This is a genomic window from Saccharopolyspora endophytica, from assembly GCF_018070075.1.
GTDB lineage: Bacteria > Actinomycetota > Actinomycetes > Mycobacteriales > Pseudonocardiaceae > Saccharopolyspora > Saccharopolyspora endophytica.
Genome location: NZ_JAGPXE010000005.1, coordinates 265,091 through 288,049, shown reverse-complemented (window position 1 = coordinate 288,049; position 22,959 = coordinate 265,091). Strand labels below are relative to the sequence as shown.

Sequence of the window (22,959 nt, the reverse complement as noted above, 5' to 3'; positions counted from 1 at the left end):
TTCCGGGTTCGTCGCGAGACCCACGACTGGGCGCACGCGCCTACGCTGAGCTCATGTCGCAGGTGGATGCGACGACCGGGACGGCCGCTTCCGGATGGAGTTCGTCCGATACCGCCGGTCTTGACATCCGTTTGCGCACTGACTTTTACTTGAGCAGATTTATTTACCGTCCATTCGGTCAGTAAGAAGGCGGTGCAACTCGGTGTCACGCTCGGCGAACCGACTCAGCGACTCCACGAGGACCATGCTCGAATCCGACGTCGCCTCGACGTCGCTGGGCATCGTCGTGACCTCAGCGCACGACGGCAGCGCGGTAGCCCGGATGCGGGTGACCGAACAGATGGTCAACGGGCACGACATCACGCACGGCGGTTACGTCTTCCTGCTCGCCGACACGACATTCGCAGCCGCGTGCAACAGCCACGGGCCCGTCACCGTCGCCGCCGGCGCGGAGATCTCGTTCGTCACGAGCGCGTTCCTCGGCGACGAGCTGGTGGCCACCGCGCAAGAACGAACTCGATACGGCCGAAACGGCATCTACGACGTCACGGTGCACCGGGACACCCCTTCCGGGCCAGAGGTCGTCGCGGAGTTCCGCGGTCGCAGCCGGACCGTCGGCCAGATCAAGCGTTGAGGAGTCCTTCCCCATGACGACCACGCACAACGAAGTGCCGAGCGCCCGCCGACTTGGCGCCGCACCGCCGATCGACGACCTCTCGTCGGCCGAACGGCTGAGCACCGACGAACTTCGCGCCCTGCAGCTCGAGCGCCTGCAGTGGACGCTGCACCACGCCTACGCGAACGTTCCCTTCTACCGCAGGAAGTTCGACGACGCGGGCGTGCACCCGGACGACTGCCGAGAACTGGGCGACCTCGAGAAGTTCCCCTTCACCACCAAGCAGGACCTGCGCGACAACTACCCCTTCGGCATGTTCGCCGTTGCGCAGGACCAGGTCCGCCGCGTGCACGCTTCCAGCGGCACGACCGGCAAGCCGACGGTCGTGGGCTACACCGAATCCGACCTCGACGTGTGGGCCACGGTGGTCGCGAGGTCGATCTTCGCCGCCGGCGGACGCCCGGGGAAGACGGTGCACATCTCCTACGGGTACGGACTGTTCACCGGAGGCCTCGGCGCCCACTACGGCGCCGAGAAGCTCGGGATGACGGTCGTTCCGGCTTCCGGCGGCATGACCGCACGGCAAGCGCAGATCATCAACGACTTCCGTCCCGAGATCATCATGGTGACGCCCTCCTACATGCTGACGCTCCTCGACGAGTTCGAGCGTCAGGGGATCGATCCGCGCAGCACCTCCCTCAAGGTCGGCATCTTCGGCGCCGAACCGTGGACCGAGCAGATGCGCCGCGAGATCGAGGAGCGCGCCAACATCGACGCGGTCGACATCTACGGCCTCTCGGAGGTGATGGGGCCCGGCGTCGCACAGGAGGCGGTCGAGACCAAGGACGGCCTGCACATTTGGGAGGACCACTTCTACCCCGAGGTCATCGACCCGATCGACGGCGTGCCGCTGCCCGACGGGACGACCGGGGAGCTCCTGTTCACCTCGCTGACCAAGGAAGCGCTGCCGATCATCCGATACCGGACGCGCGACCTGACCGCGCTGCGGCCGGGCACGGCACGACCGGCCTTCCGACGCATGGACAAGGTGACCGGGCGCAGCGACGACATGATCATCCTGCGCGGGGTCAACGTCTTCCCGACCCAGATCGAGGAGATCGTGCTCGGCACCGCCGACCTGTCTCCGCACTTCCAGCTCAAGCTCACCCGCCAGGACCGGATGGACCGGCTCACCGTGCTGGTCGAGGCCCTTCCCGAGACCACCTCGGCACGGCGCGAGAAAGCACCGGTGGAGATCGCGGAGAAGGTCAAGGACGGTGTCGGCGTGAGCGTCGGAGTGGAGATCGTCGAGCCAGGCTCCCTCGAACGCTCGGTGGGCAAGCTCCGCCGGGTCATCGACCAACGCCCTCGCGACTGAAACGACTTGCGATAATGCGCTCATGACCGAACCGCCCAGCACCCGTGCGACCAGACGCGGTCGCCCCGGCTACGACCTGGAGTCCTTGCTCACGGTTGCGGTCAAGCTGTTCAACGAACGCGGCTACGACGGCACCAGCATGGAAGATCTGTCGCGCAAGCTGCAGATCACCAAGTCCGCGATCTACCACCACGTGCGCAGCAAGGACGAACTGCTGCGGCTCGCGGTCAACCGCGGACTGGACGGGTTGTTCGCCGAGGCGGACAAGCTGGAGACCATCGACGGTCGCGCCATCGACAAGCTCGAATACCTGGTGCGGGCCAGCGTCGGCGTGCTCGTCGACCAACTGCCCTTCGTGACCCTGCTGCTGCGGATTCGCGGCAACACCAAGGTCGAGAAGGCCGCGCTGGCCCGCCGCCGGGAGTTCGACCAGATCGTCGCCGACCTGGTCAGCAAGGCCGCCGCCGACGGTGACCTGCGCCCAGACGTCGACCCGGCGACCGCGGCACGCCTGCTGTTCGGCATGGTCAACTCGCTCGTCGAGTGGTATCGGCCGCGTCAGGGCGCCGACGCGGAGACGCTGGCCGACACCGTCGCAGCCGTCGCATTCGACGGCCTCCGCGTCCGCAAGCCGGACTGATCAGCGCGAGCGGGAGATCACCCGGTGCGCTCGTCGAGCTCGTAGAAGTCGTTGATGTGGCCGCGCAGCAGCTCAACGGCGCGTGCGCCGTCGCGGGACTCGATCGCTTGAAGGATCGCGCGGTGTTCACGCCGCACGAGCCGCGAGGTGTCCCGCCAATCGTCCCTGCGGTCGTACACCTCGACCATCTGACGTTGGATCGCCGTGCGCAGCGACCCCATCATGTGCGCGGCCAGCGCATTGCCGGCGGACTCGGCGATCCGGACGTGGAACTCGGTGTCGAGGGCGTTGAAGTCGCCAGCGGTGAGGTGCGGGGAGTCCATCTCGTCGAGAATCGCGCGCAACGCCCGGTGATCGGCGGGAGTGGCGTGACGAGCCGCTTCCAGCAGCGCCCATTCCTCCAGCACCAGCCGGGTCCGCAGCACATCCGCGCCGTTGAAGTGACCGAGCGTCAGCTGCATCTTCAGCAGCGTTGAGAAACCGGTGCCGGGGTGGCCGAGGAACACGCACCCGCCGTCAGGACCGCGGCCAGGTCGCACGTCGACGATCCCGAGCGCTTCGAGCACGCGCAGCGCTTCCCGCAGCGACGGCCGGCTGACCCCGAGGAGCTGCGCGAACTCTCGCTCGCTGGGAAGGCGGTCGCCGGGGGCGAGACGCCCGTCGACGATGCGCTGCTCGATCTGCGCCATGACCTGTTCGTAGGTCCGCACCTTGCGCACCGGCTCCCACGAGCTCTGGGTCGCGGAACTCATGCCACTCCTCCCTCTGCGACTCGGTCATCTGGCCGACCCACCATACGTCGCATACTGCTCAAAATGGGTGTCTTGCAGGACCGTGAGAGGGCTCGATCCGGGCCGGTTCGAAGCCCAGAGCATGGGAACCTTCCTGCCGGGGAAGTGGCAGGAAGGTTCCCATGCGCAGAACGACCGATCAAGAAGCTCCGATGCCGGTCAGCGACCGGACCTCCATCTCGTCAGTGCGGTCCTCCCCTTCGCGCTCACCGAGCAAGGTGCCGATGTAGCCGAACAAGAACGACGCCGGGATCGACACCAGGCCTGGGTTGTTCAGCGGGAACCAGGCGAAGTCGATTCCGGGCACGATCGAGGTCGGGGTTCCCGAAACCACCGGCGAGAAGATCACCAGGAGCAGGCAGATGCCCAGGCCGCCGTAGATCCCCCACAAGGTCCCCCGGGTGTTGAACCGCCGCCAGTACAGCGTGTAGAGCAAGGTCGACAGGTTCGCCGACGCGGCGAAGGCGAAGGCCAGCGACACCAGGAACGCGAGGTTCTGCCCGTTGACCAGGATGCCTCCGATGATCGAGGTGGCACCGACGATCAGGGCCGTCAGCCGCGCCACCCTGATCTCGCTGTCCGGCTCGGCCTGCCCGCGTTTGAAGACGTTGGCGTACACGTCGTGGGCGAAGGACGCCGATGCGGTCAGGGTCAGACCCGCGACCACGGCGAGGATCGTGGCGAAAGCGACCGCTGCGACCACTCCCAACAGCACCGTTCCGCCGATCTTGTAGGCCAGCAGCGGCGCCGCCGAGTTCTCGCCGCCGGGGGCGGCCAGGATCGAATCCGTGCCGCTGATCGCCCCCGCGCCGTAGCCGATCACCAACGTGCACAGGTAGAACACCGACATCGTGACGGTCGCCCACACCACGGAACGCCTCGCCTGCACGGCGTTGGGCACCGTGTAGAAGCGCATCAGCACGTGCGGCAGACCGGCGACGCCGAAGATCAGCGCCAAGGACAGCGAGACGAAGTCGAGCTTGGTGGTCTCGCTCTTCCCGTACTGGGCCCCGGGGGAGAAGATCCGCTCACCGAGCGGGTTCTTCTCCGCGGCGTGCTGCAGCAACGAGGTGATGCTGAACCCGAACTTGCCCATCAGGAACAGCGTCATGAGCGCGACGCACAGCATCAGGGCGACCGCCTTGATGATCTGCACCCAGGTGGTTCCCTTCATCCCGCCCACGAGCACGTAGACGATCATCAGCGCACCGACGGCCGCGATCACCAGGGCCTGGCCGGCCGCGCTGTGCACGTCGAGCAGCAGCGCCACCAGGCTTCCGGCGCCTGCGATCTGCGCGATCATGTAGATGAAGGAGATGACCAGTGTCGACACCGCCGCGGCTGCGCGCACCGGGCGCTGCTTCATGCGGTAGCTGAGCACGTCGCCCATGGTGAATCGGCCTGTGTTGCGCAGGAGTTCTGCGACGAGGAGCAGGTTCACCAGCCATCCGACCAGGAACCCGATCGAGTAGAGGAAGCCGTCGTATCCGTGCACGGCGATGGCGCCCGCGATGCCGAGGAACGAAGCGGCCGACAGGAAGTCGCCCGACAGGGCGATGCCGTTCTGCGCACCGGTGAATTGCGAGCCCGCTGCGAAGTAGTCGGTGGTGGACCCCGTGCTGCTCACCCGGTAGACGATGAACAGCGTGAGCAGCACGAACGCCGCGAAGATGCTGATGTTGAGCATCGGGTTGGTGTCCATCAGGGCCGCTCCTCTCCGGTGGCGTTGCGGTAGAGCTCAGCGGCGCGGGGGTCGATCTCCTTGGCGGCGTAGCGCAGGTAGAGGGCCGTGATGACGAGGGTGCTGACGAACTGGCCGATGCCGAGGACGAGCCCGACGTTGACGGCGCCGAACAGCCGGATCCCCATGAAATCGGGGAAGTACGCGGCGAGCACGACGTAGCCGACGTACCAGACCACGAACACGAGGGTCATCGGGAACGTGAACCTGCGCAGTTTGCCGCGCAATTCGCGGAATTCCGCACTGCGAGCGATACTGGGAAAGTCGGGGCCCGCGTCGCCGGGCACCGGGAGATCGGTGCGCCTGGCGGATTTGTCGATTTGGCCGAAGGTCGCTTCGGTTTGTCGAGATGGCGGCGGGGGTTGTGTGGCGTTGCGCATGCATCCTTCCAAGCAATCGGACATCACATCGACGTGTTGTGCGCCGATGCCGCAAAGTCCCCCAACTTCGTCCGAACTCCCGCAGCTGTTCGCGATCTTCCTTGATCTCGAATTCCCCAGGAGTCGGTGACCGCACGACTTGCGATGCCAACCAGGGCGGGAGTCTAACGATCATTCCGCTTCACCTGGACCACAGCAGCGACACACCACACCAACTGATGAATCCATCGATCACTAACCGTGATTACACCTAGCGAGAAGCCATACCTCCCAGAGGGCGGAACAGAGCCGGGCCACCCCGCGAGAAAGGGCCGAGCGGGGTCATTTTTGCTGATCAACCGCCTGGTTAGGCGAGGGTAACACGGGATGGTCAAGGGTACATTCCCACTGCATTCGACCCCTTTGTCACCCAGTCGGAGAGATTCTCTCCATCGGGTGACTAAAGCGCATCCTGCCTTCGCGGCAATGAACACGATCAGTGTCCAAAGTGCCCAACGAGCCTCCACGCACCCGTGAAGATGATCTCCATCGACCCGAATGCACTGGTCAGAGCGCTGAATTCAAAGCAGATAGTAGATCATTCCGGTGAGGTAGTGTTCTGCACGCCGACGACCGGTAAGAACCAATTCGATGCCACCGCGATCACCCCCGACATCGCAGGTACTTCGAATACCGCCGTCGAGACCGCACGGCCACCCGCGAAAACCCCGAAACGCAGGCAGCGCCGCCAACCACGAATGACCTGCCGCGCACCCCCGAGGCGGGCCGGCCTGCCCACCACACGAACGCGCAGTTGGCGATGAAAGCTTCGACCGCGCGGGAAAGGACTGCGTCGTGAGCAGCGGAGTAGAAGACCCGCCCGCGAACGCGACCCGGGCATCCATGTGGTCGCGCGCCACGTCCCGAATCATCACGTGGCACAACTGGAAGCTCCCGGTCAAGATCGCCGCCGTCGTGCTGGTCCCGGTCATCTTCGCGATCGTGCTGGGCGTCCTTCAGATTCGCGGTCAGATCACCGAAGCCAGCAACTACGAGCAGATGGACCGCGTCGTCTCAGCCGGCCGCGCCGTGCGCACCGCCGTCGACAGGTTGCAGGAAGAACGCAGCCAATCCGCCGAATTCCTCGTTCGCGGCCAGGTGACCGACGCCGACATCAGGAACCGGTTCGCCGCCTCCGACGAAGCACTGGCGGAAACCCAACGCCTGCTGGACGCTGCGCCGGACAGCGACGCCGTTCGGTACGCCAAGCAGGAGACCGAACGGCAGTCGACCGAGCTCGACCCGATCCGCAAGCTCGTGCTCGGCGGACGCGTCGACCCCGGCATCACCGCCAACTCCTACACCGAGCTCATCGACGTGATGCTCGCGCTCGACCGGACGCTGATCAGCCAGATCTCGTCCTCGGAGCTGGTGGCCACCGCCACCACCGTGCACGAGCTCGCCAAGATCAGCGAAGAGGTCCAGCTGCAGCAGGCCCTGGTGCTCACCGGCCTGGCCCGCGACGACTTCACCAGTGACAACCTCGCCCGCCTGGCCGCGAGCGAAGCCCGGCGCACCGCAGCGGTCAAGGAGTTCCGCGCCGCAGCCGACCCGCAGCAGCGCATCCGCTACGACCAGCTCTACTCCAACCCTCAGGTGCCGGCTCGGGAAACCTCGGTTCAGCTGGCGATGGCCGAGCAGCACAACACCCGATCCACCCTGTCCTCGCACCTGGTGTCGACCGCGACGTGGAAGGACCAATCCAACGCCGCGGCCCAGGCGCTCAACACGCTGCAATCCCAGCTCGACCAGCAGCTGCACCACACCGCGTTCAGCCTGCAGGACACCGCGGGCAACCTCGCCGGTCTCCAATCGGTCATCCTGCTCACCGCGCTGCTGATCGCCGGCGCGATCGTGGTCATGGTGGCGAGGCATCTCCTCAGCTCGCTCAAGATGCTGCGGCACAGCGCGCTCTACACCGCCAACCACCAGCTCCCCAACGCCGTCGCCGACATCCGCGCCGGCCACGCACCGCAGGCCGTCCAACCGGTGCCGGTCACCACCACCGACGAGGTCGGCGAAGTCGCCCGAGCCTTCGACGACGTGCACACCCAGGCGGTCACCCTCGCCACCGAGCAGGCAGAACTCCGCCGCAGCTACAGCGATTCGTTCATCAACGTGTCGCGACGCAGCCAGAGCCTGCTCGAACGTCAGCTTCGGCTCTTCGAGCAGCTCGAACGAGACGAAGAGGATCCCGACCAGCTGGCAACGCTGTTCCAGCTGGACCACCTCGCGACCCGGATGCGCCGCAACAACGAAAACCTGATGGTGCTCTCCGGCGCGGATCTGGCACGTCGCTTCACCCGTCCCACCACGCCGGCCGACCTGCTGCGCGCCGCAGTCTCGGAGATCGAGCACTACCCGCGGGTCAACGTCCAGCAACTGCCGGACACCAAGATCGTCGGGTACGTGGCCAGCGACCTGGTGCGGCTGCTGGCCGAACTCCTCGACAACGCCGCGAACTTCTCCGCGCCGCAGACCCAGGTCGTGGTGTCGGGACAACGAGACCGCGACGGCTCGCTGCGGATCGACATCGACGACGACGGCATCGGCATGAACCCGAACGAGCTCGCCGAAGCCAACCAGCGCCTGAGCTCCGACGAGGAGATCAAGCAGTCCACGTCGCGACGCATGGGCCTGTTCGTGGTGGGCCGCCTGGCGCGCAGGCACGGCATCCGGGTCGAGCTGATGCCCGGCCAGAAGGACACGGGCGTGCGGGTGTCCATGACCCTCCGGCCCGACCTGCTGATCGACGACGTCTCGCTCCCCGCCCCGCGCACCAACGGCGTCTACCGGCCCGGGAACGACGACGACACGCTCATCAGGCAGTTCGACTGGGAAGCGGCCGAACAGGACGCGATCAGCAACCCGCCGACCCACAACGGGTTCCACCTGTTCCGCAGCGCCGACGACGAGGACTCGTCCAGCGAGCTCTTCAGCGCTCAGGAGACCTCCGCTGAGCCTCCGCCTGAGATGGAGGTTCCCGAGACCCCGGAGTCGATCCTCGACGAGCTGTCCTCGGTGTGGTTCCTGGAACGGGAGGAAGGCGACCCGGACGCGGAACCCCAGTTCCGCTGGCCCGACGAGACCGACGACGGTCCGGTCACGGAGATCCTGCCGGCCGTGAAGCTGGAAGAAAGGGCCCCTTCCTCCGATGAGGCCCCCAGCACGGCCGACGAGGTGGACTCCCGCGACTGGACCTTCGCCAGCGATGAAGGGCAGCAGCGCGCTGAGGAGGTCGCGGCCTCCGAGCCGACCGACTTCACTTCGGCCGGGCTGCCCCAGCGGGTTCCGCTGGCGAACCTGGTCGCCGGCAGCGCTGACCGGGCGGACAGCGACGAGCCCCGTCCTGCACGTGACCCCAACCGGGCGCGGGGCAGGCTGGCGAGCTTCCAGGCAGGCGTCCAACGCGGCCGCCACCGTCTGAACCACGCCTCGACCGCCGCAGCAACGAGTGCGGAGCAGTCCGCCACCACCCAGCAGGACCCAACCGGGGATGACAGAGCAGAGACGGCGGAACAGCAGGGCGGCAACGAGGCCCCGCAGTACACGCCGTCAGGTCTGCCACGCCGGACCCCCAGAGCCCAGCTGGTATCGGGATCGGTCACCGATTCGACCGCCACATCACCGCGCGACGCCGACGTGACGCGCGGGAGGTTGGCCAGCTTCCAACGCGGTGTCCGCGAGGGCAAGCACAGCCTTCGCGACCCACAGCCGTCAACGGATGAGACCCGGTGATCCCCGAATCAGTTAGGAGGAAAGGAGGCGCCATGAACGCCCAAAATTCCCAGCCGAGCCAGTTCGGTTGGCTCGTCACGGACTTCACCGAGCGGGTACCCGGTGTTGCCCACGCAGTCGTCGTCTCGGCTGACGGACTTCTGCTGACCGCCTCGGCGAAACTCCCCACCGACCGCGCAGACCAGCTCGCCGCCGTCGCGTCCGGCCTGCTCAGCCTCACCCAGGGTGCGGCTCGGTGCTTCGAGGCGGGCGCTGTCACCGAAACCGTCGTCGAGATGGAACGCGGTCTGATGCTGCAGATGGCGATCAGCGACGGCTCCTGCCTGACGGTGTTGGCGGCGCCGCAGTGCGACATGGGTTTGATCGCCTACGAGATGACCTTGTTGGTCGAACGCGTCGGCCAGATCCTGACGCCGGAGCTGCGTTCTCAGCTGCAGGGAACAAGCCGAGTCATGACCGGACAGTCGGTGTGAGGCGAAGATGAGCGAAGGTCCGGACCCGACCGGGCAACACCGGCGGCGCCCCTCCGGCCCGCCGGAAAGCGACGGCGTGGCGGAGGTTTTCAACCGGTTCACCCTGGACAGCGGTCTACGCGGGTGGCGCCGGAAGCGTGCGCAGAAGGATCTCGGGCGGCAGGGCACGACCGAGCCGGAGGAGGTCGAGGACGCCTCCCGGTCACAGTCGGCCTCCCCCGGCGCATCCGCAGCACCACAACCGGCCGGTGGTCGCGGCAATCCCGCTCCCCCGAGTGCGGCCGGTTCTCCGACCCCACGGGATGCTTCGCCGACCGGTGAAGCGATGTCCACCTCCATCCGCCCGTACGCGTGGACCGGTGGCCGAACCAGGTCCAACCACCACCTGGAGCTCGAAACGCTGGTTTCGGCGAGCGATTTCTGCACGCCGGAGAGGTTGCAGCGCACCGAGCACCACGCCATCGCCGAGATCTGCCAGCATCCACGGTCGATCGCCGAGGTCGGCGCGATGCTGGGAGTCCCGCTCGGCGTTGCGAAGGTCCTGCTCGGCGACATGGCGGATCTGGGTCTGGTCACGGTGCACGAGACGGTCAGCGACAACAGCAGCTCGTCGCACTTCTTGTTGATGGAACGGGTCCTGAGCGGACTTCGCCGGCTCTGACTTCCCCCAGCGCGCGAGTCTCCTGGGCAGCGCGCCGAACGCAGAAACCCAGCATTGACTTGATGACTGAAGTGGGCAGACATGAATCCTGATACGCAAGCCCGACCTGAATACCCCCGCAGGTCCCCGACCACCACCTCCGCGAAGATCGTCGTCGCAGGTGGATTCGGCGCCGGCAAAACCACATTCGTCGGTTCAGTGTCGGAAATCGTGCCGTTGACCACCGAAGCGGTCATGACCGAGGCCAGCCACGGCATCGACGACCTGCACGCGACACCGAACAAGCAGACCACGACGGTGGCCATGGACTTCGGTCGTCTGTCACTGGACTCGGATCTGATCCTCTACTTGTTCGGCACCCCTGGCCAGCACCGGTTCTGGTTCATGTGGGACGACTTGGTGCGCGGAGCGATCGGCGCGGTCGTCCTGGTCGACACGCGCCGGCTGGCCGACTGCTTCTCGGCCATCGACTTCTTCGAGGACCGCAAGCTGCCCTACATCGTTGGGCTCAACTGCTTCGACGGCAACCTGCAGCACCGGGTTCAGGAGGTCCGGGAGGCGATGGCGATCCCGGACGACGTTCCGATCGTCACCTGCGACGCTCGAAACCGGGAGTCCACCAAGCAGTCTCTGATCCGCTTGGTCGAATACGCGATGCAGTGGTGGATGCAGAGGCATCCGGAGGAGCAGGGGAGCCTTTCTGCCACCCGCTGAGCGGTTTTCCCTCGGTGGGTATGGGTTCGTTCCCGCCCTGCTGGTTTGATCGGAACGTTCCCATACTCACCTAGCAAGCCGGTAATCACCCGCTCAGGTGATCACGACACACGCATCGTCCGTGCCTGCTCCACCAATTCGGCGCCTAGTATGCGGATAGTTCTACGCATGCAGAAGACGACCGCCGCCAAAGCCGCCGCTCTGAGCTTCCGCCGCCGCGTGTACCGGGTCAGCGAACTGACCAAGCTCGGGATCAGCCAGTCCACGGCCTATCGCTGGGCTCGTGCCGACGGCCCGTGGACACGTCTGGCTCCAGGAATCGTGCTCGTCGCGCCCGGTCCTGCGACGGTGCGGGATCGCATCGATGCGGCTCTGCTTCGCGCCGGGCCTCATGCGATGCTCACCGGATTGCACGCGGCTCGCCTGCACGGCTTGAAGTCGCCTCCGGATTCGGCCGACATCCACGTCCTCATCCCGCATCGCCAGAAGATCCAGAGCTACGCGGGAACCAGGTTCGAACGCACCATCCGACTGCCGAAACCTGTTTTCATCGACGGCATTCCGGTGGCACCCCCGGTGCGCGCGGTGATGGACGGTGCTCGCACCTTCATGTCTGCGGCGCTGACCCAGCAAATCCTGTTCGAGGCGATCAAGGCGGAGAACCTGTGCCGCTTCGAGGAGCTCGTGGCCGAGATGGAGACCGGAAGCCGGCGGGGAACGGCCGTGCCGCGCGCGACGTTGCGCGCCTACAAGTGCGGTCTTGAACCGCCACAAGATCTCCTGCGCGTGGCGCTGCCACCCGCATCCGGGCCGCCGCCACCGCGTGCCGCGCGACCGCGCCGCCGTTCCCTGTGGAGCGCGGGGCGGTTGCTCAGCCGCACCGTGCTCAGAACGCTGGTGCCGAGTCCGTGATCCCGAACTGCTCGTCACCGACGGGTTTTCCGGCGATGGTGACAGGACGCCCCGCGGGGACGGGTGTGGCCGCGGGGAGCCAGCTGCGGGCGACCCGCCAGGCGCTGTCGATCAAGGCCCCGGAGTGGGCGAAGGAGTAGGGCGAAAGACCGACGATGGAAGGAGCCGGCACCACGTACAACTCGCAACGCGGAGCGTTGACCTGCATGTCCAATCGCGCTGCGGAGACCATCGCGGCGCCCAGGGCAGCACCGTTGACACCACCGATCGAGCGCGGCGGGGTCTTCGGCGGCGGCCAGGTCGCGATCGAACCGATGCCGCGGCGCCGATCCTGGGTGAACTCGAAGGGCTCAGTGCCACCGCACGGGAGCACGAAAACCCGTTGTGCTCCCTGCTCAACGGCTCGGCTGATCGGCATGAACGCGGCAGGCCCACCGTCGACGAGCCAGCGCCCACCGACTTCCACAGGAGGGAACATCCCGGGAATCGAGCACGACGCCACGAGTGGCGGCAAGGCGGGACCGTCTTCGAAGTAGACGGCATCACCGGTGTCGAGATCGGTCGCGGTCACCGTCAGCGGGATCGCGCCCTGCTCGAGCCTGCGGAACGGCAGGGTTTCGTGCAGCCAACGGGCCAGACCGTGGTTGCCCATGACGTGGTTGGACAGGCCGAGCTTGCCCGCGAGGATTCTGGTGGGCTGAATCGGGAACACGTCGGCTCGCCGCATCGACTTCCACAGGTCGCGCAGCTTCTCGGCACCGCGCGTGGTCGGATCACCGGCCAGCCATGCCGCGTTGAGCGAGCCCGCGGAGGTTCCCACAACGAGATCCGGCACGATGCCCGCTTCGAACAGTGCCGTTGCCAGACCTGCCTGAATGGCTCCGAAGGTGGAGCCGCCGGGCATGACCCATGCTGTGCGCATCAGCTCGTTCCCTCCTGCGTTCACCTGTGCGCAAGAGTAACGAGGAACGCGGTATTCGCAGCTCAGGCGTCGCCGGGATCACCCCGTCTGCGCTGGCGTTTGACTTCAGAGCGCCGCTTCTTGCCTGCGAGTCGTCGCCTTTGCGATCCCTTGGTCGGTTTGGTGGGGCGGCGCTTCGCAGCGGGTGGTGCGACGGCGGAGGCCAGCACTGCGGCGAGGCGTTCTCGCGCGGCTTGGCGGTTGGCCAGCTGAGCTCGGTTCTCGGATGCGGTGATCGTGAGCACCCCGTCGACCAACCGGTTCCCGAGCTTCTCCAGCGCGCGGGCGCGCAGCCGCTCGGGCACCGAGGACGAGCGCGCCAGGTCGAAGGAAAGCTCCACCCGCGAGTCGGTGGTGTTGACGCCTTGCCCGCCTGGACCGGACGACCTGGAGAAACGCTCGGACAGCTCCGCAGGCGGAATGCTCCAGTCACTCGTGATCGGCAGGTCGTCGGCCATACCGCAAGCATGCCGCACGGGCTCTGCGCGGCACAGCTGCGCCCACCTGGGCAGCTTGGGCCCCTTCATCCTCGATCTTGTGGCAGGAAGGAACCCAAGCTGCACCGATCAGCTGCCCGCGGGCCGCCATCCTGCAACGCCACCGGGTACCGGGGCGTCTGAGGCGTATGGGGTGCGAGTGAAGATGAACGTGTTCAGGTTGAGGTGGTTGGGCGTGCCGTCGGCGTTTCGGCCGATGCGCAGGATCTCACCCGCGTAGTAGCCGTCCAGGCCGGTCCAGGTGCCGTCGCCGTTGGGGCGGAAGCGCGAAGCCCTTCCTCGGCGGCCGTGCCCGAGCCTGAGGTCGAGGAGCCCGTTGCTGAGCACGCGCAGCACGTGCGGCGACGGACCCCAGTACCACTCCCCCGTCAGTTCCAGCAGCCCCATGTCCACGTCCGGTCGCGGGATCCAGGGCTCCGGGATGCGCGGTTCGTGCTCGGCCAGGGCGTCGAGCAGATCCGTGCCCAGCACCCCGGTGACTCCTGCCGTCGTGTTGGCCATGAAGATCACGGCCTCGTTCTCGGCGGGGTCGGCCCACACGCTGGCCAGAAATCCCGGCATGGAACCGCTGTGCCCGGCCAGGCGACGGCCGTTGTGCCGCAGCAGCTGAAAACCGAGTCCGTACCCGGAGCGCCATTCAGGCCCGTCGTCCACCGAGCCGGGCACGCGCATTTCGGCCACCGTGTCCGGGTGGAGCACCTCGCCGGTGTCGCCCAGGATGAATCGGGCCCACCGGGCCATGTCGTCGAAGGTCGACCACAGCTGCCCTGCGGGTGCCATCGCCCCTGCGTCTTCCGCCGGCTCCGGTAGCACCACGTCCGCCCACGGGTGGACCGCGAAACCCTCCGCGTGGGGCGCGACGGGGCTCAAGGTGGTGCGGCGCATGCCGAGCGGCCGCAGGATCTCGCGTTCCATCGCCTCGTGCCACGGGGCACCACGCAGCCTGGCGACCAGTTCTCCCAGGATTCCGAAACCCACGTTGGAGTAGTGGAACTGGTGGCGCGGGGTCGGGCGCAGCGCGCTGTCGTCGACGGAGGCGAGCAGCTCCTCCGGGCTTCCACCCGGGGTGCGTTCCCACCACTGTCCTGCGGGTTCAGCGGTCAACCCGCTGCACTGGCTGAGGATCTCGCCGATGCTGCGGTTTCCGAGCGACGTCCCCGGCAGGTACTTATCCAGCTTGTCGGCGAGGTCGAGTCGACCTTCGTCGCGCAGCCGCATCACGAGCACGCCCACGAAGGTCTTCGTGATCGACCCGATCCTGTACTGGGTGTCCGTCGTGGAGGGTGCTTCGTTCACCTGGCCACGGGAATCGAACCAGACCGTCTCTCCATCACGCACGAGACCGGCGATCAGGGAAGGAACACGGTTTTCACTCTGCTCCACGGCCAGGCGCCGCAGCAGCACGCGCTGGGTGGAGGGCAGCAGACTCGTCACCATGCCCCGATGCTTTCACGCCGAAGGACCAAGGCACGCACATTTCGCGATCGGCCGGAGCACAGTGGCAGGACGGTTCCCTTTCGCCGCTCATGCCTTGCGGCTACGGCGTTCAACCCCCTTGCTGATTCCTTGCTTGGTGACCTGGAAGCGCACCGGCAGCTTGCCGATCATGATCAGGACGAGGATGAGCAGAATCAGCACGATCCAGCCGCTCCACCCCAGCAGGCCGACGCTGGCGTTGTCGACCGGGTGACCGGCCTGGCTGAAGATCACTGCCATCGTTCCCGCGGAGTTGAGGAAGCCGTGTGCGATCGCGGCCGGCCACACGCTGTCGGAGGCGAGCCTCAGCCAGCTCAGCAGCGTTCCCACGAGCACGCAGAAGCAGCCCATCATCAGGAACGACACCACGATCGGAACAGTCGGGTAGTTGTACCCGAGGAGCAGGATCGGCGCGTGCCAAAGGCCCCACAGAACTCCGGTGGTGAGGAAGGAACCGGGCTGCCCCAGCGGCAGCAGGGCTTTGGTCAGGTAGCCGCGCCAGCCGAGCTCTTCACCGAGCGCCGGCAGCGTGTGCAGCCAGCCGAACAGGAACACCTGGCCGAGCTGGGTCAGCGCGAGCGCCGTTGGTGATGTCCGGTTCTGCTCCCCGACGACGGTGGCGCCGACCTGCTCCACGAGTCCCGAGAACCCGGTCCAGTCCGCCTCGTAGACGCCGAGCAGGTAGCCGACCAGCAAGGCGAGCAGCACTGCCAGCAGGGGTCCGACGCACCCCAGGACGGCGTATCTCCACCACTTCTTGATGCCGCCGGGGTTGGTGAGACCCAACGCGCGCATCGGGGCGCCGCTGGGACTGATCCACTTGGTGACCACCACTGCCGCGACGGCGGGCATGAACATCATGAGGGTCAGGGCGACCGGCGCCCATCCCCACGACAGGCCCTCGCCGGTCAGCCACAGAGGCGTGGTCAGCAACCAAGCAGGCGCATAGGCGAGAACCACGAACCAGACGGTGCCGCGAACATCCACTCGATCACGTTCGGAAACCACGTAGGCATTTTGCCAATGATTTCTGAGTTATCGCTGAGTACGGCCTGATGACACGAGAAAGGGGACCTTCCTGCCATTCGACATGACTGAAAGGTCCCCATGCTCACATCCGATTACGGCGCCGGTGCCGCGGGCGGTGCCGCGGCCGGCGGCGGTGTGCCGGGCAGGGCGGCGACCGGCAATCCGCTGTGGATCTTGGTCATAGCGTCGAACCACGTTCGCGCGGGCACCTTGCCGCCGTAGATGTTGCCGCCACCACCACACAGGTAGGGCGGCGAGTTTCCGCCACCGTCGCAGATGCCTTCCGGGCGCTTGCCGTCGGAGTAGGTCAGCACGGCACCGGCCATCTGCGGCGTGGCCGCCAGGAAGGCCGCGGACTTGTGCTCCTGGGTCGTGCCGGTCTTTCCGATCATCGGACGAGCCCACTTGACCTCCTGCGCGGCCGCGCGGGAGGTTCCCTCGGTGTCGTCCTTGCTCAGCCCTTGCGCGAGAGCGGTGGCCACCGCGGGTGCCACTGCCTGCTCGCAGGCGGGCTCGCCGAGCTGCACCGGGTTGCCGTAGCGGTCCTTGACCTCTTCGATCGGGGTCGGCGGGCAGTAGACGCCATCGCTCATGATCGTGGCCGCGACGTTGGACAGCTCCAGCACGCTCGTCGGCGTGAAGCCGAGGGTGAAGGAACCGTTGTTGCGCCGCTTGATCGAGTCGCCCAGCGAAGGCCCGTTCGAGCCGTCGTCCTTGAGCGTCGAACCCAGCGAGTTGACGCCGTTGATGCTCTTGCGCATGCCGAGCTTGGCGGCCATGTCGACGGCGTTGTTCAGGCCGGCCCGTTCCAGCAGCGCCACGAAGCCGGTGTTCGGCGAGGTCGCCAACGCCATCTGCAGCGTTCGCGGCCCCGGCCTCACGCCGTCGGCGTTGTGCACGGTGTAGGGCGCCTGGCCGTTCTTGTAGATGCGCGAGGTGTAGCTGGCGGGGACGTCGATCGTGTCGTAGATGCTCATGCCGCGCTCGATCGCAGCTCCGGCGGTGAAGATCTTGTAGATCGAGCCCGCACCGAAGGGCTGCACGCGGCTGACGATGTCGTAGGCCGTCTGCCCCTTGCTGGGGTCGTTGCCGAAGTCGCGGTTGGCGACCAGGGCGCGGACCTTGTGCTTGTCCTTGCCCGGTTCGACGACCGACATCGCGTTGGCGATGCCTTCGGTCTGGGTCGGGACCTGCTTCTGGGCGGCCTGCTTGGCCGCGTCGGAAGCGGTGCGGTCCAGGGTCGTGCGCACCGTGTAGCCGCCGACCTTCAGCTTGTCGGTGTCGATGCCGTACTTCTCGAGGTAGTCGCGGACGTAGGTGCAGAAGAATCCGTCGGTGGTGCCGTCGCCGATGCCGACGCAGCCGTTCGGCGGCCGTCCCAGCGGGGACAGGACGCCCAAGGGCTCCTTCTTCGCGATCTCAGCGTCTTCCTCGGTGATGCGGATGTCGTTGTTGCTGTCGGCCATCAGGTCGATGACCAGGTTGCGGCGGGCCAGCGCGTCCTGCGGGTTGCTGTTGGGGTTCAGCGAACCGGGCTGGTTGACCACGGCGGCCAGCAGAGCCGCCTGGGCGATCGTCAGCTTGTCAGGAGTGGTGCCGAAGTAGGTCTGAGAAGCGGCACCGACCCCGAAGGTCTGGTTGCCGAAGGGCACCACGTTGAGATATCCGGTGAGGATCTCTTCCTTGGACATGGTGCGTTCGAGCTCGACGGCGATCTTGGCTTCGCGGAGCTTCCGCGCGACCGTGGTCTCCTTGGCCTGCTCCGCCTCCAACTCGGTGGTGGCCGAGACGTGCACCAGGTAGTTCTTCACGTACTGCTGGGTGATCGTGGACGCGCCCTGCGCGGTCTCACCGCTGCCGATGTTCGTCGCGAGGGCGCGGATAGTGCCGTGCCAGTCGACGCCGCCGTGATGCCAGTAGCGCTTGTCCTCGACCGCGGTGATAGCGGCCTTCATGGTGTCGGCGATCTGCTCGGGGCGGGTTTCGACCCGGTAGTCCTTGAAGAAATAGGCGATGGGCTTGCCGTTGCGATCGGTGACGGTCGACACCTGCGGCATTTCCCGTTTTGCGAGCGAACTCGACATTTTCGACATGGCATGGGTGGTCTGGTTGACCATCGCCCCAGCCCCGGTCGCAACTGGCAGCAGTAAGGCCGCCACGAGTACGCCGGCTAGGACGCACAGTCCGAACATCTTCAACAGCACGCCGCTGCGCACGCCAGCCCCTATCACCAAAGTGTCCGCAAGATCCGGCCGCCGACCGCGCCACGTGGCGCGAACCCACGCTCCCGCTCACCGATCCCAGCCGCCGGGAAGAACCACCGGCTTCCACTGCCCGGAAGCAATCGGCATCCGTTTCGCTTTGCCGTCAACCAGTTCGTTGATATCACACCCGTCCGCGCGCTCCGCGTGCTGCCAACAACTGAATTCGACTCGAAACCGACACGGAAACAGGTCGGGTCACTACACTTCGTGACAGAAGGGTTCCCTTGCTCGCGGAGGAAACATGACCGATCCGTTCCTGGATTCGCTCGCCAATGCCCTGGGCGGGCAGGCGGCCACCGCACTGGGTGCCGCCGGGACGATGGCGTTGGCGAAGGTCCGCGACCTGCTTCGCCGCAGGTCGCAGCAGGACCCTGAAACACAGGCGGCTTTGGAGGCCGCCGAGAGCGACGACGCGGGCCCGGCTCAGGTCACGGCACTGGCGGAGCGGCTGGACGCGGTGTGCTCGGAAGACGAGGAGTTCGCCGAACTGCTGCGCCGCGAAGGCGCCGCCGTGCACAACGAGATCACGGCGTCGGACAACGTCGTGAACATCAACAACGGTCAGGTCAAGAATTTGGTGCAAACCCGCGAGATCAACGGCGGGATCACCTTCAACTAGTGCGCTGATCCGACTGGTCGAGCCCGGCCAGATACCGGTTGTACTCGGCCAGCTCCGGATCTTCATCCGATTCCACGGGCGGCGCCGGAGGCGGCACCAGGGGCCGTGACCGGCGTCGTTCCGGTTCTTCGGGCACCGCTGAGGTGGTGCTCGCCCCTTCTTCGGCCTCGTCGCTGGTCGCGGGTTCGGCCTCGCCGCGCTGCTGCGCGAAGTCCATGCGGATCAGCTTGATCCAGAGGAAGATCGTGAAGGCGCCGAACAGCGGCCACTGCAGCGCATAGCCGAGGTTCTGGAAGCTCCCCCCGGCCTCGTGCGCGCGGTCCCACTGCCACACGGCGAGGAAGCCGGTGGCGATCGTGGCCACGATGAACAGCGCATGCAGAAGCAGCCAACGTGGGGTCAACAGGCTGCGCAACACGCCTCCGATTCTAGGTGCTCCCGGTGGGCGGCGACGGCCCGGCACCGTGGGCCCCTCGTCTCAGCCACTGTGCGTGATCTCGTCCTTCTGCCTGAACCCGAGGGGCTCCTGTGTCCAAATGCACAGGTCGGCAAGGTCCTTCTTCGGTCGTGGCCGCCTGGCAGGTGACAGGAAGGTTCCCTTGCTCACGCCCACCGGCGGCCGGCCAGGGCCCGGCAGGCGAGCAGCAGCGCGCCCGTGATCGCGAAGGTCACCGGGTATCCGGACGCGGTGATGAGGACGCCGAACCCGATCGCGCCGAGTCCGTGACCGCCGTCGTAGGCGATGTTCCACGCGGTGCTCGCGGTCGCCGAGTCGGCGCGTTCCAGCATGAGGATGAGGGTCGTGTTCTGAACGGCTCCGAAGCCTGTGCCGAACACGGCCGCGCCTGCCAGCGCCACCGGGTCCGCGGTCCACGCGGCCAAGGCCAGCAGCAGCACTCCGAACCCGCCGAACAGCACCGACGGAGCGAGGACGCCCTGCTGCCCGAACCGGTCTCCCAGGTGCCCGGCGAGCCACCGGCCGAGCATGGTGGCGGCGGCGAAGATCAGCAGCGCGGCCGGGGCGACCGACGGGGTGACGGCCAACGGCAGGAACGCCGTCAAACCTCCTGCCGCAGCCGTGTTGACGGCCATGACCGTCCAGGAGGGCAGCAGCGCGACCGGCCGGGCCTTCGCTCCTCGCTCCTGGTCGCGGGTGCGCACCCGCTCGATGCCCAGGATCGTCAGGGCGGCCAGGACGGGGATCGCACCGGCGGCCCAGAACAGCGGGCCGAACCCGATTCGGCCGCTCAGCCACACCCCGGCCGGCAGCAGGGCGACGTTGGGCAGGCCGATGGCGAGGCCGTAGTAGGCGGCTGCCCGGCCTCGTTGTGCGGTGGCAACGAGTTCCGCGGTCAGCGCCGATCCGGTGACCGTCAGCAAGCCGAACCCGATTCCGCGCAGCGCCGAGACTCCGAGCAGCACCCACATGTCGCTGGAGAGCGCGAACAGCGGAGTGGGAAGCCCGATCATCGCGGTCCCCAGGGCGAACAGCCCGCGGCAGTCCATCCTCCTGAGCAACCACGGCATCGCCAGCTGAGTGAGCACTGTGACCAGCATGAACACCGCGTTCGTCGCGCCCGCTGCGATCTCGCCCGCGCCTCCGACCACGGCCCACAACGGCACCACGGGCAGGAGCAGGGCGTACCCGGAGAACCCTCCGACCGTCGCGATCAGCAAGAAGCGGAACGAGCGCTGTCGCAGCGGGGTCCTGGATTCGGTCGAGACGGGTGTTCGCACCTGCTCTTGATAGGCGGTGGACCCTTCGCGTGTCCATTCGACCCTTGTCGAGATCCTGCCGAGTTGTCCCCTCTTGGCCGATTGTGCGCTTTCTGTCGATCGACTTGTCTGGTGCCCCGTTTCGGCAACGGCAAGGAGTCCGGCAATGCAGAGATGGCAAGCACTGGCGTTCGCGGGTGTCGTGGTGGGCACCGCGTTGGTTCCCGCGACCGCAGGAGCACCACCGACCATGGCCGCACCGCCCCCGTGCAGCGAGGAGCCTCGGGAGAACCCGATCACCGAGTTCACCAGCTACGACGAGATGCTGGTTGAGCTCGACCGCATCGAACGCGTCAGCGCCGGCCGCGTGGCCGTGGAAGACGTGGGGGGTTCCAACAAGGGCCGCGACATGATGCTCGCGCGCGTGGGCACCGGGCCGAAGGTCGTGTTCATCACCGCCGAGATCCACGGCAACGAGAAGACGGGGCCCGACGCCCTGCTCGACATGCTCGATTACCTGGGCACGTCGGACTCCACGACCGCGCAGCAGATCCGCGACCAGCTGACGGTGGTCGCCATGCCGAAGATCAACCCGGACGCCGGTTCCCTCGACCGGCGCGGCAACGACATGACCTGGCAGGAAGTTCAGTCCCACTTCCCCCAGCTGGCCGCGTCCCCGCCGCCGTGGAACTACATCACCGATCAGCGGCAGGGCGACGACTACTCGCAACGCCCGGGGTTCGACGTCAACCGCGACTACCACCCGAACCTGGCGTACCAGCCGCAGCCGCAGGACTTCCCCGGCAGCAGCGACAAGCCAGGTTGGTTCATCAGCCCGGAGACGCAGACGGTCCGCGACGTCTACACGGGGCTGCAAGCCGAGTTCGGCGCTGTGGACACCTACGTCGACCTTCATCACCAGGGGGCCTGCTACACGGTTCCCGGCACTGACGAGTTCGTGACCATGAGCCTGTCCGGGAAGTTCGTCGCGGACCCGAACACGCCGGAAGGTGCCGCCTTCGCCGAGTTCGCCGACAGCTATCGCCCGGAGTACTCCAAGCAGCTCAACGTGGCGGCGTACAACGCGCTTCAAAGCGCTGCCGAGCGCAACCCCGACTTCGGCAACATCACGTTGTACCCGCAGGACATCAACCTGCCCGGCACGGGCCTCGGGGCCTTCCAGCTCAACGGCAGCGGCGCCGTGCTGTTCGAGGTGCGCGGCCAAACTCAGACGCTCGGCGAGCAGCACCGCGACATGCTCACGCGGACCGTCTACATCGGCCTGGACGGGATCCTCTCTTCCCTCGCCTCGGGCGAGGTGACCGAGCTCGACCCGGCCGCCTACGACCAGATCCCGCCGACCGACCGCGGCCAGCGAACCCTGCAGGGGACGACCGACATCGAGGACTGATCTCAATCACCGCTGCGCGATCTCGGACATCCAGGCGCGTGGCCAGAAGGCCTCGGAGCTGGGAGAAGACAGAAAGGTTCCCATGCTCCGCAGGCGTTCCACGCGACCTTCGGGCGCGGGCGTGATGGGTTCGGGGGAGCGTGTCGGTGTCGTCCCCCGCGGGGGACGACACCGACTCACTCGTCGAGTTCTTCCAGTGCCGCCTCGGCGGCTTCGAGCTCGGCTCGGAGCTGCTCGACGCGGGCGCGGTGCTGCTCGCGGGCGGCTTCGATCAGCGGCTCGACGGCAGCGGCGACGTCGTCGTGCAGCAGTTTCGCCGCCTGGGCGACGGCGTTCGCCGGCACTTGGGTGGGTTTGACCAGCTTCCGCTTGGCGTTGGCGACCTCGACGCTCCACTGACCGTCCTGGTCGGCGGTGAGCGTCACGACGGCACCGCCGACGGGCTGCTTGACCTGCCGCGGTTTGCGTCGTGCCGCTGCGGCGTCAGCGGGTTTGGCCGTGGCCTGGGTGCTCGGCTTGGCGGCAGGAGCGGGCGCCGGTTTCGCCGCTGGCTTCTCGGCCGGCTTCGTCGCGGTCACCGGACTCGGTGTGCTCGCCGGGGTTTTCGCGGCGGGTTTGGCCGCAGGCTCCGGCGTCGGCTTCTTGCGAGGCGGTTTGACCTGGGTGACTTCTGCGGTGGAGAAGGACAGGACGTCCTTCGAACCGGCCGGGCGGACCTGGATGAAGTCCCCTTCGGCCGGTTCGCCGAGCGCGATCACCTTGCCGGAGCGCCCTTCTTGGACTCCGACGGCAGAGCTGGTGAACCACACCGTCGGCGTGGTTCCAGCGCTGAGCTCCTCGCGGATTGTGCGCAGTTCATCGGACGACAGCGGTGACATCGCCGCCCCTAGCTAGGGTGCGCCC

Annotated in this window: 21 protein-coding genes; 10 read left to right on the top strand and 11 right to left on the bottom strand. The window is 66.9% G+C overall.

The window, feature by feature from the left end; translation table 11 throughout:
- The first annotated feature begins 244 nt into the window (after positions 1–244).
- Genes paaI through KBO27_RS14945 form a run of 3 tightly spaced genes read left to right on the top strand, consistent with a single transcriptional unit; the run spans position 245 to position 2,634 of the window.
- Positions 245–634 carry a hydroxyphenylacetyl-CoA thioesterase PaaI gene (gene paaI / locus KBO27_RS14955; protein WP_210970592.1) on the top strand — a complete coding sequence of 130 codons (390 nt, stop codon included), beginning with the start codon at positions 245–247 and terminating at the stop codon, positions 632–634.
- Positions 635–647: 13 nt separating this feature from the next.
- A complete protein-coding gene (paaK, locus tag KBO27_RS14950) occupies positions 648–1,994 on the top strand; it encodes a phenylacetate--CoA ligase PaaK (RefSeq protein ID WP_210970591.1) in 1,347 nt (448 codons plus the stop codon).
- Positions 1,995–2,016: 22 nt separating this feature from the next.
- The gene (locus tag KBO27_RS14945; protein ID WP_132680286.1) at positions 2,017–2,634 is read left to right on the top strand and encodes a TetR/AcrR family transcriptional regulator; all 618 of its coding nucleotides are present in this window, start codon (positions 2,017–2,019) and stop codon (positions 2,632–2,634) included.
- Positions 2,635–2,651: 17 nt separating this feature from the next.
- Here KBO27_RS14945 and KBO27_RS14940 read toward each other — a convergent pair whose 3' ends face one another.
- From KBO27_RS14940 to KBO27_RS34795, 3 genes are all read right to left on the bottom strand, one after another.
- Positions 2,652–3,386 (bottom strand): FadR/GntR family transcriptional regulator, encoded by a 735-nt coding sequence (locus KBO27_RS14940; RefSeq protein ID WP_210970590.1) that lies wholly within the window; start codon positions 3,384–3,386, stop codon positions 2,652–2,654.
- 178 nt (positions 3,387–3,564) lie between these two features.
- Entirely contained in the window at positions 3,565–5,127 is a 1,563-nt protein-coding gene (locus tag KBO27_RS14935; protein ID WP_210970589.1) for a monocarboxylic acid transporter, read from the bottom strand.
- Positions 5,127–5,360 carry a DUF485 domain-containing protein gene (locus KBO27_RS34795; RefSeq protein ID WP_246537267.1) on the bottom strand — a complete coding sequence of 78 codons (234 nt, stop codon included), beginning with the start codon at positions 5,358–5,360 and terminating at the stop codon, positions 5,127–5,129. The genes KBO27_RS14935 and KBO27_RS34795 overlap by 1 nt, the downstream gene beginning before the upstream one ends.
- A 1,020-nt stretch (positions 5,361–6,380) precedes the next feature.
- Here KBO27_RS34795 and KBO27_RS14925 point away from each other — a divergent pair.
- The 5 genes from KBO27_RS14925 (at position 6,381) to KBO27_RS14905 (ending at position 12,083) form a co-directional block, all read left to right on the top strand.
- The gene (locus tag KBO27_RS14925) at positions 6,381–9,323 is read left to right on the top strand and encodes a sensor histidine kinase (protein WP_210970587.1); all 2,943 of its coding nucleotides are present in this window, start codon (positions 6,381–6,383) and stop codon (positions 9,321–9,323) included.
- A gap of 32 nt (positions 9,324–9,355) precedes the next feature.
- Positions 9,356–9,796 (top strand): roadblock/LC7 domain-containing protein, encoded by a 441-nt coding sequence (locus KBO27_RS14920; protein ID WP_132618957.1) that lies wholly within the window; start codon positions 9,356–9,358, stop codon positions 9,794–9,796.
- 325 nt (positions 9,797–10,121) lie between these two features.
- Entirely contained in the window at positions 10,122–10,457 is a 336-nt protein-coding gene (locus KBO27_RS33675; RefSeq protein ID WP_235875930.1) for a DUF742 domain-containing protein, read from the top strand.
- Between the two features lie 81 nt (positions 10,458–10,538).
- Positions 10,539–11,171 (top strand): GTP-binding protein, encoded by a 633-nt coding sequence (locus tag KBO27_RS14910; protein ID WP_210970585.1) that lies wholly within the window; start codon positions 10,539–10,541, stop codon positions 11,169–11,171.
- A gap of 168 nt (positions 11,172–11,339) precedes the next feature.
- Positions 11,340–12,083 carry a hypothetical protein gene (locus KBO27_RS14905; protein WP_210970584.1) on the top strand — a complete coding sequence of 248 codons (744 nt, stop codon included), beginning with the start codon at positions 11,340–11,342 and terminating at the stop codon, positions 12,081–12,083.
- Here KBO27_RS14905 and KBO27_RS14900 read toward each other — a convergent pair.
- The 5 genes from KBO27_RS14900 to KBO27_RS14880 all read right to left on the bottom strand — a co-directional run bounded on the left by KBO27_RS14900 (position 12,058) and on the right by KBO27_RS14880 (position 18,262).
- Positions 12,058–13,005: a patatin-like phospholipase family protein gene (locus KBO27_RS14900; protein ID WP_210970583.1), complete on the bottom strand. Its 948-nt coding sequence runs from the start codon at positions 13,003–13,005 to the stop codon at positions 12,058–12,060. The two genes, KBO27_RS14905 and KBO27_RS14900, sit on opposite strands and share 26 nt — an antisense overlap.
- Positions 13,006–13,067: 62 nt before the next feature.
- Positions 13,068–13,502, bottom strand: a complete 435-nt coding sequence (gene arfB, locus KBO27_RS14895) for an alternative ribosome rescue aminoacyl-tRNA hydrolase ArfB (RefSeq protein WP_210970582.1) — start codon at positions 13,500–13,502, stop codon at positions 13,068–13,070.
- A 108-nt stretch (positions 13,503–13,610) separates the two neighbouring features.
- Entirely contained in the window at positions 13,611–14,978 is a 1,368-nt protein-coding gene (locus tag KBO27_RS14890; protein ID WP_210970581.1) for a serine hydrolase domain-containing protein, read from the bottom strand.
- An 87-nt stretch (positions 14,979–15,065) separates the two neighbouring features.
- Complete coding sequence (locus KBO27_RS14885) at positions 15,066–15,950, bottom strand: CPBP family intramembrane glutamic endopeptidase (protein WP_246537265.1); 885 nt, start codon at positions 15,948–15,950, stop codon at positions 15,066–15,068.
- Between the two features lie 188 nt (positions 15,951–16,138).
- Positions 16,139–18,262, bottom strand: a complete 2,124-nt coding sequence (locus KBO27_RS14880; RefSeq protein ID WP_210970579.1) for a transglycosylase domain-containing protein — start codon at positions 18,260–18,262, stop codon at positions 16,139–16,141.
- A gap of 289 nt (positions 18,263–18,551) precedes the next feature.
- Between KBO27_RS14880 and KBO27_RS14875 the strand changes: the two genes are divergently transcribed.
- Positions 18,552–18,929: a hypothetical protein gene (locus tag KBO27_RS14875; protein ID WP_210970578.1), complete on the top strand. Its 378-nt coding sequence runs from the start codon at positions 18,552–18,554 to the stop codon at positions 18,927–18,929.
- Here the strand turns inward: KBO27_RS14875 and KBO27_RS14870 are convergent.
- Positions 18,922–19,347 carry a hypothetical protein gene (locus KBO27_RS14870; RefSeq protein ID WP_210970577.1) on the bottom strand — a complete coding sequence of 142 codons (426 nt, stop codon included), beginning with the start codon at positions 19,345–19,347 and terminating at the stop codon, positions 18,922–18,924. The two genes, KBO27_RS14875 and KBO27_RS14870, sit on opposite strands and share 8 nt — an antisense overlap.
- 185 nt (positions 19,348–19,532) lie before the next feature.
- Positions 19,533–20,666 (bottom strand): MFS transporter, encoded by a 1,134-nt coding sequence (locus KBO27_RS14865; protein WP_307870420.1) that lies wholly within the window; start codon positions 20,664–20,666, stop codon positions 19,533–19,535.
- A gap of 145 nt (positions 20,667–20,811) precedes the next feature.
- Here KBO27_RS14865 and KBO27_RS14860 point away from each other — a divergent pair, with 145 nt between their 5' ends.
- Complete coding sequence (locus KBO27_RS14860; RefSeq protein WP_210970575.1) at positions 20,812–22,056, top strand: M14 family zinc carboxypeptidase; 1,245 nt, start codon at positions 20,812–20,814, stop codon at positions 22,054–22,056.
- A 176-nt stretch (positions 22,057–22,232) separates the two neighbouring features.
- On the opposite strand, the gene KBO27_RS14855 is transcribed toward KBO27_RS14860, so the two are convergent.
- Positions 22,233–22,934 carry a DUF6319 family protein gene (locus tag KBO27_RS14855; protein WP_210970574.1) on the bottom strand — a complete coding sequence of 234 codons (702 nt, stop codon included), beginning with the start codon at positions 22,932–22,934 and terminating at the stop codon, positions 22,233–22,235.
- Between the last annotated feature and the right edge of the window lie 25 nt (positions 22,935–22,959).